The organism is Pseudomonas sp. NDM (assembly GCF_003105095.1).
Classification (GTDB): Bacteria; Pseudomonadota; Gammaproteobacteria; order Pseudomonadales; family Pseudomonadaceae; genus Aquipseudomonas; species Aquipseudomonas moraviensis_A.
This window is the reverse complement of record NZ_QETJ01000014.1, coordinates 16,771-32,247: the sequence shown is the minus strand read 5'-3', so window position 1 is coordinate 32,247 and position 15,477 is coordinate 16,771. Positions and strand designations below refer to the sequence as shown.

Here is a 15,477-nt window from a genome sequence, read left to right as displayed (position 1 = left end):
TTCATACCGCCACTCCTTTGCCCGGTGCGCGCAGCCGCGCGAGTGCCGCGTCGCGATGGTCGTCAATGACGATGCGCCCGTTGTCGAGAACGATGATCCGCTCGACCAGTTGCAACACGCTGACCCGGTGCGTGGCGACGACCAGCGTTCGGCCCTGAGTCCAGGTCGCGAGTTTTTCCAGCAGCAGTCGTTCGGTGACGTCATCCAGCGCCGCGGTCGGTTCGTCGAGCAACAGCACTTGTGGCTGACGGATCAACAAGCGCGACAGCAGCAAGCTCTGACGCTGGCCGCCAGACAATCCCAGCCCGCCTTCAAGTACCAGGTGATCCATGCCTTTGGGCAACTGCCGGACGAAATCCAGCGCACCGGTGACGGTCAGCGCGGCAATGATCTCCTGATCGCTGGCCTGACCGGCGCCGAGGGTGATGTTGTCGCGCAGGGTGCCGTGAAACAGCCGCGCCTGTTGCGACAACAAGCCCACGTCGCGGCGCAGGTCAGCCGGGTCGAGATGCGCCAGGGCGATGCCGTCCAGGGTGGTTTCGCCGCTGCTCAGATCCATGGCGCCGCCCAGTGCCTGGAGCAAGGTCGACTTGCCGGCGCCGTTGCGGCCGAGCAGGGCGATGCGCTCGCCGGGGCGAATGCTCAGGTCGATGCTGTTGAGCGCCGGGGACGATTCCTCGCTGTAGCGGAAACTGGCCTGACGCAAGCGGTAGTCGCCGCGAATCGCCGGCAAGTGCACGCGCTGGCTGCCTTCGGGATGATCCACCGGCATCTGCATGATCCGGTTCAGGCCTTCGAGCGCGACCTTGGCCTGCTGCCAGCGGGTGAGCACGTGGGTCAGTTGCGCCATCGGCCCCATCATCCGAGACGACAGGATCGACGCCGCGACCAGACTGCCGGTGGTCAGGTCACCGGCAATCACCATCGGCGCGCCGAACACAATGACCACCGCAAACACCCCGCCCTGCACATTCTGCGTCCAGGCCACCAGGCTGTTGGTCAACGTGCGCAAACGCAGGCTGCTGTCCGCCGAGGCAGCGTTGTATTGATTCCACTGTTGCTGGAAACGTTGCTCGGCCTGTAGTGCCTTGATGTCGTCGAGGCCTTGAATGCTTTCCACCAGCATGGCATTGCGCAGCGCGGCTTCGCGCATCGACGCATTGGCCAGTCGTGCCAGACGCGGTTGCGCGATGATCCCGGGCAGCAACATGAACACCAGCGCCACCAGTGGAATCAAGACTAGCGGCCCGCCGATCAAATAGAACACCAGCAGGAACAGCAGGAAAAACGGCATGTCCGCCAGCGCCGTGGCGGTGCTGGAGGTGATCAGATCGCGAATCTGTTCCAGCTCGCGCAGTTGCGAGATGAACGAGCCAGTGGATTTCGGCCGCGCGGAATTGCGCAGGCGCAAGGCATGGCCGAACACCAGATCGGAGACGCGCAGATCGGCGCGCTTGCCCAGCACATCGGTGATGCGCAGACGCAGGATGCGCATGACGAAATCGAACAGCAGCGCCAGCATTACCCCACCGAACAGCACGTACAGGGTCGGCAGCGATTCGGCCGGAATCACCCGGTCGTACACCTGCATGGAAAACAGCACCCCGGCCATCCCCAGCAGATTCGCGACCAGCGAGGCGATCATCACTTGGCTGTAGGGGCGCAGGTCGGTAAGGACGATGCGCCGGAACCAGTGTTCGTCGTACGGCTTGATGTAGTCGTTGGTGCGCACGTCCGCCACCGGTTGCGTCGGGCGCAGAATCACCGTGCGCAGGGCCTGCTCGGCGAGAGCGGCGGCGTCCATGCGGCTCTGCAAACCCTGGTCGCCGCTGAAGCAGATGCCCAGCTCGCCGGTCTCGCCAATGCTTTCAAGCACGCCGACCTGACCATCACGCAGTTGCACCACCAGCGGCGTGCGCCAGCGGCTCAGGCTCTTGTTGTCGAACACCGCGAACTTGACGCTGAGTCCGGCCTGACGCGCCATGTGCCGAACCACTTCTTCGACGCGGCCTTCGCTGTGCACAGAAGCCAGGCGCACGCTTTCCGGGGAGACGTCGAGGCGATAGTGGCGGGCGACCTTGAGCACCGCTTCCAGCCACGGTGAATAATCCTCGCGAGCCTCGGCAGCGGCGGGTTCAGCAATAGTGATGCTGGCATCGGTCATGGCAGGATCTCGACATTCTGGATGGCGCTGTGGTCGATGCCGAAGACCCGGCGAATCGCACCGCTGTTGTAGAAGCAGTCGATCTGCAGACGTTGCAGATCGGCCTGGGTGTTGACCAGATCAAAGCGCGACTGGTGGATTTCCTGCTCGGCGTTGAGCAGGTCCAGCAGCGGGCGGGTTCCCAGCTCGAGATATTGGCGGCCGTACAACATGCGCGCTTCGGTGATGCTGGTCTGGCGAAATTCCAGCGAGCGCAGCCGCCGGTTCAGGCCCGAGGTCTGCGCCTGGGCTTCAGCCAGACCCTGACGCGCTTGCAGGCGCGCGAAGTCTTCGGCCGAGTCCGCTGCGGTCAGCGCATGGCCGGCGGCGCGGCTGCGCGCGCTGATCGCACCGCCCTGGTAGATCGGCACTTCGAGGTTGAGAAAGATCCCGACCTGGGTGCGATCAGCGCGGGAGTTCTGATCATCGTAGTGGTCGTCCAGGTATTGATTGACCGACGGTTGCAGCGACAGGGTCGGGTAGGCTTCGGCCTTGGCCTGGGCCAGTTCGGCCTGGGCCTGAGTGCGTTGCGCAGCGGCCTGGAGGACGGCGGGCAGGGTGTCGGAGATTTGCGAGACGTCACAGGCCTGACTCAGCGTCGGCGCAGCAGCGTCGCTGACCGCTGGCGGCGTGCGCCGTCCGAGCAGGCTGGTCAGGGTGGCTTGCCAGCGTGCGTATTGCGCCTTGAATTCCTGCAACGTCGCCGTCGCGCCTTCGGCCCGGGACTGCGCCTGAACCATATCGGAGCGGGTGCTGGCGCCCATGTCGCTGCGCTGTCTGGCCAGGTCGACGATGCCGCCAATACCCTGAATCTGTTCGCGCGCAACCTCGAGCAGATGCTGGTAGCGCTGCACTTCGATGTAGGCCTTGGCGGTGTCGCGGGCAATGTCGTCGATCGCCAGCAGAATCCCGGCCTGACTGCGTGCCACCCGGGCGCGGGCGGCATCGACCGAACTGGATACCTTGCCGAAGTCATACAACATCTGCTTGAGGGATATGTTCACCGACTGGCTGCCGGCATCGCTGCCGTAACCGCTGGTGTAGCCACCCTTGATGCCGCCGGTGACCTGCGGGTAATAGCCGGATTCGGCGACGTTGACACCTTCGCCTTGCTGGAACAGGGTGCCGATGGCCTCGCCGATCCGTGGGTGCCAGTCCACGGCCAGCCTGACCGCTTGTTCCAGCCCCAGAGCGTCCGCATCGGCGGAGGCCTTGGAAGCAGGGACAGGGCGCTGACGACTGTCATTGCCTGCCGGTTGTTGCAGTTGCGACGGGCTGATGCTGCGCAAGCTGCTGTCGAAATTGTCGTCGGCGCGCACGCCGACGGTGAAAGCGGGGTAGAGGCCGATGGTCAACAGGACCACCGGCCATTTCTGGCGAAAAACTGACTCCACAGACTTCCCTTACTGTTGAGAGACGGACGTTACTGATGCCTTTGTTTCAAACCACTTGAATGCCGTTCTGCACCCACAAGTGGTGGCTCGGATCCTCCTGCGCCGTGTATTGAACATAGTCGATGCCGTCGGCTTGCTGCGTGCCATCGGCGACCCAGCCATCGGTCATGTGCACGCTGTCCTTTTCGTCACCCTTGATCAGCAGGGTGTTGTTATCCGAGGACGTGATCGCCAGCAGGTCGCTGAGGTTCAGCGTCAGGGCAACCGCACTGGAATGGTTGAGGTCGAGAATCTCGACGTTGTGGATCTTGCTCTGCAGATCGCCGAGGTTGATCGACACGTCGCCACCGGCCCAGAGCAGGGTGTCGGTGCCGCTGCCGCCATCGACCGAAGCGAACTGCTGGTCAGCGATGATCAGCGTGTCGTCGCCACCTCCACCTTGCAGGGTGACGGCGCCGCCGTGGGAGCCGTCGAGAGTGTCGTTGCCCTCGGTGCCCTGGATCAGCTCGCTGCCAGCGGCGTGGGCCAGACCCAGGTCATCGCTGGCCAGCGCCGAGAACGCGGTACTGGCGAAAGCGCCGGCCTTGTTCAGGTCGATGGTCAGCGTCGCGGTATCGACCGTGCCGTTCGGGTGGGTGAGCTGATAGGTGAAGGTGTCTTCCTGACCGATCACCGCATCGGTCAGCCCAGCCTTGAGTGTGTAGGTGTAGTTGCCGTTGGCCTGCACCAGCAGGCTGCCGTAGTTGCCGACCAGCGAGACGCCGTTGTAACCCGGCGCCACGTAATTACCGGCGACCAGTACGCTGAGCAAGGTGTACACCGAGCCCAACACATCGGCACCGCCGCCTGCGGTGTCGGTGAGCAGATTGCCTGACACCGGCGTGTAGCTGCCGACCACGAACTGGTTGTTGTAGGTCGCCACGTTGATCAGGCTGGTGTTGACGCTGGTCAGCAGACCGAGGCCGCCCACCGCTACCCGCACCTGATAGCTGCCGGCGGTCTGGTCATCGAACCGGATCCCGTAGTTGCCACCGCCGAGGTTGAGCAGGGCGTTGCCGCCGTAGCTTTTCACCAGCACATACTGGTTGGTCGCCGTGTTGAGTTTGTACAGGCCCACGGTCATCGAGCCGAGCAGCGCCAACAGGTTGCTCGAGTTGACCACCACGGTCAGGTCACTGACGGTATCGGCCGCGACCACGGTGTTGTAGTTGCCGCTGCCGCCGCCCAGCAGCACATTGAATGTGCCGAGCGCGGAGTTGGTGGTGACTTCGCGGTTGACCAGAGTGACGTCGGTCGAGGCGATGTCCGCTGTGGCATCCACCACCAGTGCCGGGCTGCCGAGGTTGGCGTCATTCCACACTTCGGTGGCTTGCGGGCTGTCGATGCGCACATACAGATTGGCGGTGTCGCTCAAGCCGTTCGGGTGCACCAGTTGATAATTGAACACATCGACTTTGCCGACGCTGCCCACACTGCCGTTCGGTTTGTAGCTGTAGTTGCCGTTGGCGTCGATCGTCAGCGTGCCGTACAGCCCTTGCACGGTGGTGCCGGCACCGGCGCTGACCCAGGCGCCGTTCTTGAAGATCTGCAATTGCGCGCCGTTGTCCGGACCGGTCTGATCGACCGTGCCATCGACCCCGACGTTGGTGATGACGTTGCCGGTCACCGCCGGCCCGGCAATGCCGTTGAACTGGGTCAGACTGCTGACGTCCAGTTGCAGCTGGGTATTGACCGTGGTCAACACGCCGATGCCGGTGCTCGACACGGTCAGTCGATAATCGCCTGACAGCAGATTACCGATGTCGACCCGCACACCCTGGCCGGCCAAGGCAATCAGATCGAGCAGGCCACTGCTGCCGTTGACATCCAGGGTGACCCAGTTGCCGCTGGCATCCTTCACTTGCAGGGTATAGACCACGCCATCGATCAGCGAAATCAGGCTGCTGGTAGTCAGCGTCAGGGTCGGATCAAGACGCGTACCGCCGGCGACGGTGAAGGTGAAGGTTTTCGAGAACCCGGCCAGCAGGGTGGTGAACGAATCGTTGAAGGTCTGCGACGCGGTGACCGGGGCCAGCGTGACAGTGCCGACGGCGAGGTTATCGCTGGCGACCACTGGCGCGTTGACGTCGACATCCGGCGCGGTGACGTTGGCGGCCACCGAAACGTTGCCACGTGCGTCGCTGAGATTGACGGTGAGTTTTTCGCCGTTGATCTGCGCACTGTTCAGGGTGACGGTGAACACCCCGAGGTTGTTGACCGTGCCGGTGCCCAGAACGGTGCCGGTGGCCGACTTGATGGTCACCGTGGCGCCGGCCTCACCGGTACCGGTGACGGTCAGGCCGTCGGCACCGACCAGCAGCGCCGTTGCCGCCGCCGGAGGAGTGAGGTCCGGTGCCGTTGCGGTTGCCGCTGCCGATACGTTTCCGCTCGGATCCGCCTGAGTGACGCTGAGCACCTGACTGTTGATCTGCGCCGACGCCAGCACCACCGAGAAGCTGCCATTGGCGGCGACGGTCGCGGTGCCGAGTACCACACCGCCGGCGCCACGCACGCTGATCGTCGAGCCGGGCACGCCGACGCCGGTAAGCAAGGTGCCGCTGCCGTTGACGCTGACGCCGGTCGGTGCGCCGGGGGCGGTGACGTCCGGTGCTGTCACGCTGGCGTTGGGCGACAGATTGCCGGCCGGGTCGACCAGGCGCACGGTCAACAATTGCCCGTCCAGTTGCGCGGTGTTCAGGTTGAAGCTGAACGTGCCGCCACTGCCCACGGTGGTGGTGCCGAGCAGCGCGCCGCCCGGGCCGTAGACGTTGACCGTTGCACCGGCTTCACCGGTACCGCTCAAAGTCAGACCGTTCGCAGCGAGCGTCAGACCGCTGGCCGCGACTGGCGCCTGCACATCCGCTGCCGTCAGGTTGAATACCGGCGACAGGTTGCCCGCCGGGTCTGCCTGCTGAACGTTCAGCTGCTGGCCGTTCAGTTGGGCGCTGGACAATTGCACGGTGAACGTGCCGCCGGCATTGACCACGGCGGTGCCGAGCACGGTGCCTGCGGCGTTGGTCACGCTGACCGTGGCGCCGGCTTCACCGGTGCCGCTGACGGCCAGGCCGGTACCGTTCAGGGTGACATTGCTCAGCGGTGCCGGCGCTGTCGTATCGGCGACGCTGAGGTTGGTCGCTGGCGAGACATTGCCCGCCGCATCACTCTGCGTGACGCTCAGTTGTTGGCCGTTGAGTTGTGCGGACGACAAGGTCACCGAGAAAGTGCCATTGCCCGCTACTGTCGCAGTGCCCAGCACCGCGCCGCCGACACCGCGCACGGTGACGGTGGCGCCGGCTTCACCGAGCCCGCCGAGCACCAGACCGGCGCCGCTGAGCACCAGCGCCGTCGGAGCCGCCGGAGGGGTGATGTCGGGCGCGGTTACGTTAAGGCCGGGCGAAGTGTTGCTGGACGCATCGGTCTGAGTCGCATTGAGCACCTGACCGTTGACCTGCGGCGCATTGAGCTGCGCGCTGAAGGTTCCGTTCGCGCCCACCGTCGCATTGCCCAGCACCACGCCGCCAGCGCCGGTGATGGTCACAGTTGCGCCGACTTCGCCGCGACCGGTGACCAGTGTGCCGCTGGCGTTGACCGCCAGATCGCTGAGTGGCGCCGGCGCCGAGGTGTCCCCCGCGGTGATTTCAGTCGGCAGCGACGCGCCACCCAGTGCGGTGTTGGCGGTGACTTCCAGGCTCTGGCCGTTGGTTTGCGCCGGCGTGAGCACTACGCTGAAGGTGCCATCCGCGCCAGTGACGCCAGTGCCGATCAGACTGTTGTCAGGCCCATAGACATTGATGGTGGTGCCGATCGCCGCCGTACCGGTCAGCGTCACGCCGTCGGCTGTCAGCACAAGATTGTCCGGCGCATTGGGTGCTGGAACCGCCGGAACGGTCAGGATGGCGTCTGCCGAGACGTTGGTTGCGACGTCGGTCTGATTCACCGTCAGCACCTGGCCGGCGGTGATGCCCGGATCCAGATCGATCAGGAATGTACCGTTGGCCGCCACTGTGCCAGTGCCGACCACATTACCCAGCGCGTCGGTCACTTCGACCGTCGCGCCGGCTTCACCACGACCGGCGAGTTGGGTCAGATCGCCGCTGATGGTCAGACCGGTGACGGCATCCGGTGCGGTGGTGTCAGCCGCCGGGTAGAGCAGCACCGGCGATACGTTTTGCGCCTCATCCGTTGCGATCACCGACAACAACTGACCGTTGGCCTGGGGCGGATTCAGGGTGATTGTGTAGGTGCCGTTGCCCAGCGCCACCGCTGTGCCGAGCACGGTGCCGTTGGCAGACAACACGGTGACGGTGCTGCCGGCTTCGGCGGTCCCGGCGAGCAAGGTGCCGGCGCCGGTCAGCGAGGTGACTGTTGGCGCGATCGGTGCGGTGCTGTCCGGCGAGTCGACCAATACCGGCTCGGACAGGTTGTTTTGCGCGTCGGCCTGCACGACGGACAGTGCGCTGCCGTCGATCTGCGCGGCGGACAGGGTGACGCTGAAACTGCCGTCCGCGGCCACCGTCGCGGTGCCGAGCACCACGGTGCCGTCGCGCACGGTGACGGTTGCCCCAGGCTCGCCGGTACCGGTTACGGTCAAGCCGTCAGGACTGACGTTGAGGTCGGCGACTTCCAGCGGATCGGTGGTGTCGCCTGCCTGCACGGGCGCTGATGGCGAAGTGTTCGACGCCAGATCGGTCTGGTTGACGCTCAGCAGCTCACCGTTCACCTGCGGCGGATTGAGGGTCACGCTGAACGAGCCATTGCCGGCCACGGTTGCCGAGCCCAGCACGGTGCCAGTCGCGCTGAGCACGCGCACGGTGGCGCCGGCTTCACCGGTGCCGGTCAGCGTCAAGCCGTCGGCAGTGAGCACCAGGCCGGTGGGCGCGGCCGGCACGGTGACGTCCGGTGCAGTGACGGGGACGATCGGCGAGGGATTGCCCGCCGCATCACGCTGGATCACCGACAGGGCTTCGCCGTTGAGCAGCGGTTGATCGAGGGTGACGCTGAAACTGCCGTCGGCCTGCACGGTGCCAGTGCCGACGATGGTGCCCAGCGCGTTGGTGACGACCACTTGCGAGCCCGCCGCACCGGAACCGGTGATCAGGCTGCCGCTGGCGTCGATATCGACGTCGGTCAATGCGGCAGGAGGCGTGCTGTCAGGTGCCGTCAGGGTGCCGGCAGGCGAGGCATTGCCGACCGCATCCGCCAACACCACGAACAGCGCCTGGCCATTGGTTTGCGCCGGGGTCACGTTGATCTGGAAGCGTCCATCGCTGCCGACGGTGCCGGTACCCAGTTCGGTGCCGTCCGCCGCTGTCACCCGCACAGTGGCGCCGACTTCGCCGGTACCGGTGAGCGTGTCGCCATCGGCATTCAGCTGCAGCTCGGCCGGGGTCGCCGGCGGGGTCAGGTCCGGCGCGACGACGGTCACCGGCGCGCTGACGTTACCGGGTGGATCGGCCTGCTGCACGCTGAGAATCTGTTCGTTGATCTGCGGCGGATTGAGGGTGACGCTGAAGGTGCCGTCGCCGAGTACCACGCTGGTGCCAAGCAAGGTGCCGTTGGCATCGCGCACGGTCACGGTCGCGCCCGGTTCGCCAGTGCCGATGACCAGCGCACCCGACGAGTTGATGTCGACGTTGGCGAGCGGATCGGGCGGAGTGAAGTCCGGTGTGGTCAGGTTCACGGCAGGCGAGTCGTTGCCGGCCGCATCGGCCTGGACCACGGTGATCACTTCGGCGTTGGTCAGCGCCGGGGTCAGGGTCAGAGTGAAGGTGCCGGTCGGGGTGACCACGGCGGTGCCGAGCACGTTGCCGTCACTGTCGATGACTCGAACCTGCGCGCCCGGTTCGCCGCGCCCGGTCAGGCTTGCTCCGTCGCCGCCGATGGTCAGTTGCGTGACAGCCGCTGGCGCTGTGCTGTCGACTGAGGTGAACGGTGTGGCCGCCGAAGTGTTGCCCGCCGCATCCGTCAGCGATACGGTCAGTGCCTGACCGTTGGCTTGCGGTGTGGTCAGGGTGATCGCAAACGTGCCATCGATGCTCACGGTGCCGGTGCCGACTAGCGTACCGGCGGCGTTGTACACATTGACCGTGGTGCCGGCCTCGCCGGTACCTGACAGCAGCGCGCCGTCAGCGCTTGCCACCAGCGCCGCTGGCGGATTGGGCGCGATCAGGTCCGGGGCGATCAGGTTGACGCTGTTGGATTCGTTGCCAGCGGCGTCGGCTTGGCTCAGGCTCAAAGTCTGGCCTGCGGTTTGCGCCGGGCTGAGGGTGACGCTGAACGTGCCATTGGCCGCCACCACGGAGCTGCCGAGAACAACCCCGCCGGTGCCGAGCACCGTCACGGTTGCACCAGCTTCACCGCGACCGGTCAACGCAGTGCCGTTGGCTGCCAGACTCAGTTCGCTCAGCGGGGCTGGCGCAGCAATATCGGCAGCGGTGTAGTCGGTCGGGGACGAATTGATGCCGGTGCTCGACGTCGCTACGGCAGACAGCTGTTCGCCGTTCAGTTGTGCGGCATTCAGCGTGACGCTGAAGGTGCCATTCGCCGCCACCAGCGCGGTGCCGAGCAACACGCCCGAGGCATTGCGGATGCTAACGGTGCTGCCGGCGGTGGCCGAGCCGGTCAGGGTCAGGCCGTCAGCGCTCAGGGCCAGATTGGTCGGTGCGCTTTCCGCCAGATTACCCGGCGCGGTGACCGGGCTGGCCGGCCCGGTGTTGCCAGCGGCGTCGATCTGCACCACGGATAGAGTCGAACCGGCCACGGCTGCTGGAGACAGGGTGACGCTGAAATTGCCGTTGCTGCCAACAGTGGCGGTGCCCAACAACGCACCGCCGGCGTCACGCACTTCTACGCTGGCGCCGATTTCGCCGATGCCGGTGAGCGTTGCACCGTTGGCGCTGACTGCCAGATCGCTGGCCGCCAACGGGGCGCTGCTGTCGCCAGCGTTGACAATGGCCGGCGCCGACGGATTTCCCGCCGCGTCGGTGGCCGTCACGTTCAGCGCCTGGCCATTGGTCTGCGGGCTGTTCAGCGTTATTTGAAAGGTGCCGTTTGCAGCGGCCGTGGTGGTGCCGAGAAGATTGCCCTGGCTGTCGCGCACGGTCACCGTGCTGCCGGCCTCGGCATTACCGGCCAATTGCACGCCAGCCGCGTTCAGGGTCAGCGCGCTCGGAATCGCCGGCGCAGTCAAATCCACCGAGATGACTTCAACCGCCGTGGACACGTTGCCCGGCGGATCCTCTTGGGTGACGGTCAGCACTTCGGCATTCAGTTGTGGCGCGTTGAGGGTGACGGTAAACGCGCCGCCGCTGCCGACTTGGGCGGTACCGAGCAAGGTACCGTCAGCGCTGCGCACAGACACGGTGGCGCCGGGTTCGCCGTGGCCGGTCACGGTGACGCCATCGGCATTCACGGCGACTTGGGTCAGTGCCGCCGGTGGACTGATGTCCGGCGCATTGACGCTGGTCGACGGCGAGACATTGCCGGCAGGGTCGGTCTGGCTGATCGCCAACGCCTCGCCATTGGTCGGTGCTGGCGCCAGGGTCACGCTGAACGAGCCATCCGCGCCGACCACGGCGCTGCCCAGCAGGGTGCCGTCGGCGGTGGTGACATTCACCGTTGCGCCGGCTTCACCAGTGCCGCTGAGGGTACTGCCATCGGCGCTGATCAACGGATTCTGCACGGCGGCCGGTGGGGTGCCGTCGACGGTGATCACGCCGGTGGACGGCGAGGTGTTGCCGTTGGCGTCGGTCAGGGTGACCTGCAGGGTTTCGCCCGTGTTCTGCGCATTGGGCAGGGTGACCTGGAAATTGCCGCTCTGATCGACCAGACCAGTCGCCAGGACATTGCCGGCGGCATCGCGCACGGTCACGGTGCTGCCGGCTTCGCCCTGGCCTTTGACCACGGTGCCGACGTCATTGATGCTGACACCGGTAGCGGCGGCGGGCGGTTGCAGATCCGTAGCGATGATGCTGGCCGGTTGCGACAGGTTGCCGGCGGCGTCGCTCTGGACCGCCGTGAGCGCCTGGCCATTGAGCTGCGCCGGGGTCAGCGTCAGGCTGAAGGTGCCATTGCTGGCGACCAGTGCAGTACCGAGCACGGTGCCTGCCGGGTCGGTGACGGTGACCGTTGCGCCGGCCTCGCCGCGACCGGTCAGCGCCGTGCCGTTGGCATTCAGCACCAGATTGGTCACCGCGTCCGGCGGTGTGCCATCGGCAGCGGTGACGGTGCCAGGCACCGACACATCACCGTCGGGGCTGGTGGCGGTGACTTGCAGGACTTGCGCATTGATCTGCTTGACGCTGAGCAGCAGGGTGAAGCGCCCGAAGCTGTTGATCAGGCCGGTGCCCAGGACATCGCCATTGCTGTTGGTCACTGTCACCGTGCTGCCAGGCGCGCCCGCACCGGTCAGGGTGAAACCGTCGGCACTCAACGCCAGATCGCTCGGCGTGGCGACTTGAGTGCCATCGGGACCTGCCAGCGGCACCGCCGGCGAGTCGTTGCCGCCGCCGTCAGTGCTGATCACTTCCAGAGCGCTGCCAGTGCCTGCCGCTGGATCCAGTGTGACGACGAAGCGGCCATCGGCACCTGCCGTTGCGGTGCCCAAGACGCTACCGCCGGCAATGCTCACGGTGACGGTGGTGCCGGGCTCTGCGAGACCGGACACCTGTGTGCCGGCGGGATTGATCGCCAGATCACTCACCGCCGCGGGCGGCGTGCTGTCCGGTGCGCTGACGCTACCTGGCAGCGAACTGTTGGTGCCGTCCGACACCACCACCTGCAAGGCTTCGCCATTGGTCTGGGCGGTATCCAGCTTGACCGTGAATGCGCCCGTGCCGTCAGCGGTCGCGGTACCGATGACGTTGCCGTCGGCATCCAGCACCTGCACGGTGTTATTCGGCTGCGTAGTGCCAGTGACCGTGGCGCCTGCCGGGTCGATGACCAGCCCGGTCGGTGCGGGCGGCGCGGTGATGTCGGGTGCCGTGACCGGAGTGACCGGCGAGGGCAGGGCGCTCGCATCGGTCTGGATGACGCTCAATACCTGCCCGTCGAGCTGGGCTGGGCTCAGGTTGACGGTAAAACTGCCGTCGCTGGCAACTACCGTGGCGCCAAGCACCGAGCCATCCGGCGCGCTTACCGTAACGGTGCTGCCGGCCTGTCCGGTCCCGCTCAATGTCACGCCGTTGCTGCTGAGCACGACATTGTCAGGCGCGAGCGGCGCCGTGGTATCCGCTGCCGTCAACGGCGTGTTGGGAGAAACGTTCACGCCGTCGGACTGGCTTACTTGCAGTTGCTGACCATCGATCTGCGGGCTGTTCAGTGTCACGGAAAACGCGCCGGTACCGTCGACGATCGCCGTGCCCAGCGTGTTGCCGGCCGCGTCCTTCACCGTCACGGTGGCGCCGGGCTCGCCTGTACCGCTGAGCTCAGTGCCGGTGGCGTCCAGCGCCAGATCCGATGGCGCGGCGGGGGCCTGAATGTCGGGCGCTTCAACCGGTACCGCCGGGGAGCCTGTGGGCGAGCCATCGGTCTGCACGACGCTGAGGTTCTGACCATTGGTTTGTGGCGAGGACAGCGTGACTTCGAAGCGTCCGTTGCTGCCGACCACCGCCGTTCCCAATACCACCCCGCCCGCATCGGTGACGGTAACGGTGGCGCCGGCCTGACCCGCGCCGGAGACCACTGCGCCGTTCGCCGAAATGCTCACATCAGACACCGCAACCGGGATCGTCAGGTCGGGTGCGGTCACATTGACCGGCGCGGACGGGTTGCCGTTGGCGTCGGTTTGAATCACTTGCAGTTGTTGCGCGTCGGTCTGCGCGGTCGAGAGGTTGACGGTGAAATTGCCGTCGGTACCGACCGTGCCGGTGCCAATGATGTTGCCCGCCGGATCGCGCACGGTGATCGAAGCGCCGATTTCACCCTTGCCGGTGAGCGTCTGTCCCTGACCATCGAGAGTGAGGTCGGACACCGCCGCCGGGCCCTGGGTGTCCGGCGTCACATAATTCAACGGCGGGGAGGTATTGCCGGCGCTGTCGCTTGCACTGATCTGCAACGTATCGCCATTGTTCTGTGGCGTGCTCAGTTGCACGGTAAACGTGCCGTCCGCTGCGACCACTGCCGAGCCGAGCAGATTGCCGTTGGCATCGCGGACAGTCACCGTCGATCCGGCCTGGCCGCGCCCGCTCAATCGGGTGCCGTCCACGCTCAATGCCAGATCGCTCGGTTGGGTCAGGCCATCAAGGTCGACGGCGATGATGGTAACGGCTGGCGAAGGATTGGCAGCGGCGTCGGTGAGCTGCACGATCAGTGCTTCACCGTCGATTTGCGCCGCGCTGAGCTGGACGCTGAACGAGCCGTCGGCTGCGACGAGCGCTGTGCCGAGCACAACCCCTTGCGCATTGGTGACGCTGACGGTGCTGCCGGGTTCGCCACGGCCAGTGACCGACAGCCCGTCATTACTGACGGCCACCTCGGTTGCAGCGGCGGGACCCGTGATGTCCGGCGCATTCAAGGTGACTGTCGGCGATTGCGCACCGACGCTATTGATTGCCACGATACTGATGACTTCGCCATTGGCTTGCGCGCGGATCAGCGTGAGTATGAAAGTACCGTCAGCACCCACCGCCGCACGCCCGAGCAATTCGCCATTGGCGGCGCGGACCTCGATGGTGGTTCCCGCTCGGGCGGTGCCGGTCAGTTGGCTGCCGTCGCTGCTCAGGCCCAGATTGGCCGGCGTCTGTGGTTCGACGATTTCCGGAGCGCTGACCGTCGTGGCCGGCGACGCATTTCCGGCCGCATCGGTGGCAATCACGCTTAACGGCTGACCGCCGGTTTGCGCAGGGCTGAGCACTACGCTGAAGGTGCCGTCCGCTGCCACGACGGCGCTGCCGAGCAGGGTGCCATCGGCGCCGCGCACCTGAATGGTTGCGCCGGCTTCACCGGTCCCCCCTAGCCGCGTGCCATCGGCGCTCACACTCAGATTGGCTGGCGCCGTGGGCGCGGTTGTATCGGGTGCGGTAATCGTACCCGGCGTGGACACGTTGCCCGCAGGGTCGGTGAGCGTAACGTCCAAGGGTTGTCCATTGTTCTGCGGCGTCCCCAGGTCGACCTGGAAACTGCCATCGGCGCCGACGGTTGCGGAGCCCAGAAGATTACCCGCCGCGTCGCGCACCTGAACCACACTGCCCGCTTCGCCAAAACCACTCAGCACTCGCCCGTCCGCGGACAAGGTCAGTCCGGTCGCAGCAGCAGGGGGCGTCGCGTCGCCAGCGTTATCACCGCCGCCACCACCACCGCCGCCGCCGCCACCCGCAGCGGCCGCCGCACCACCCGCGCCCAACAGACCGAGCCCGGCAATCGCCCACGCGGGCGTTGCGCCGTCGACCACGCCGACGCCGGCGATCAGTTCGTCGAGCGAGTCAATTTCCTCGAAGGTGAATCCGTTGAACGGTTCGGCGCTGTAGCGCGCCTGCCACAGCGTCGCGTCGTCGCCTTGAAAAACAATGTCATTGGGTACGCCGTCAGGGCTGGTGACAAAGAAATTGGAGATTTTGATTTGCTCGCCAGACTTCAGGTTGACGATCAAATCCTGACCGCTGCGACTGGTCGACGCCAGTTGGTCCGGACGCACCGGCATTTGTATAACTGACGGCTGACTGAGCTGAACATTGCCCCAGTTCTGGGCAGTGAGCTGAGAATTGGCTTTGTCGGCAATGACGATGTTGTCCATTACTACTCCCTGTAAATGGTGGGCGGACGTCCACGGATGGTTTTAAAACCATAGATAGGGAGTTTGAAATGAGGCTGCCTGATTTTTGGCGAGTGCGGTGATTGGCATTT

General features: G+C 65.6%; 3 protein-coding genes. All 3 read right to left on the bottom strand.

Annotated elements, in window-relative coordinates:
• Position 1: 1 nt before the first annotated feature.
• Genes DCO47_RS05700 through DCO47_RS05690 form a run of 3 tightly spaced genes read right to left on the bottom strand, consistent with a single transcriptional unit; the run spans position 2 to position 15,367 of the window.
• A complete protein-coding gene (locus DCO47_RS05700; protein WP_042610262.1) occupies positions 2-2,164 on the bottom strand; it encodes a type I secretion system permease/ATPase in 2,163 nt (720 codons plus the stop codon).
• Complete coding sequence (locus DCO47_RS05695) at positions 2,161-3,597, bottom strand: TolC family outer membrane protein (protein ID WP_116657682.1); 1,437 nt, start codon at positions 3,595-3,597, stop codon at positions 2,161-2,163. Before DCO47_RS05695 ends, DCO47_RS05700 begins: the two co-directional genes overlap by 4 nt.
• 46 nt (positions 3,598-3,643) lie before the next feature.
• Complete coding sequence (locus DCO47_RS05690; RefSeq protein WP_116657681.1) at positions 3,644-15,367, bottom strand: BapA/Bap/LapF family large adhesin; 11,724 nt, start codon at positions 15,365-15,367, stop codon at positions 3,644-3,646.
• Positions 15,368-15,477 lie beyond the last annotated feature (110 nt).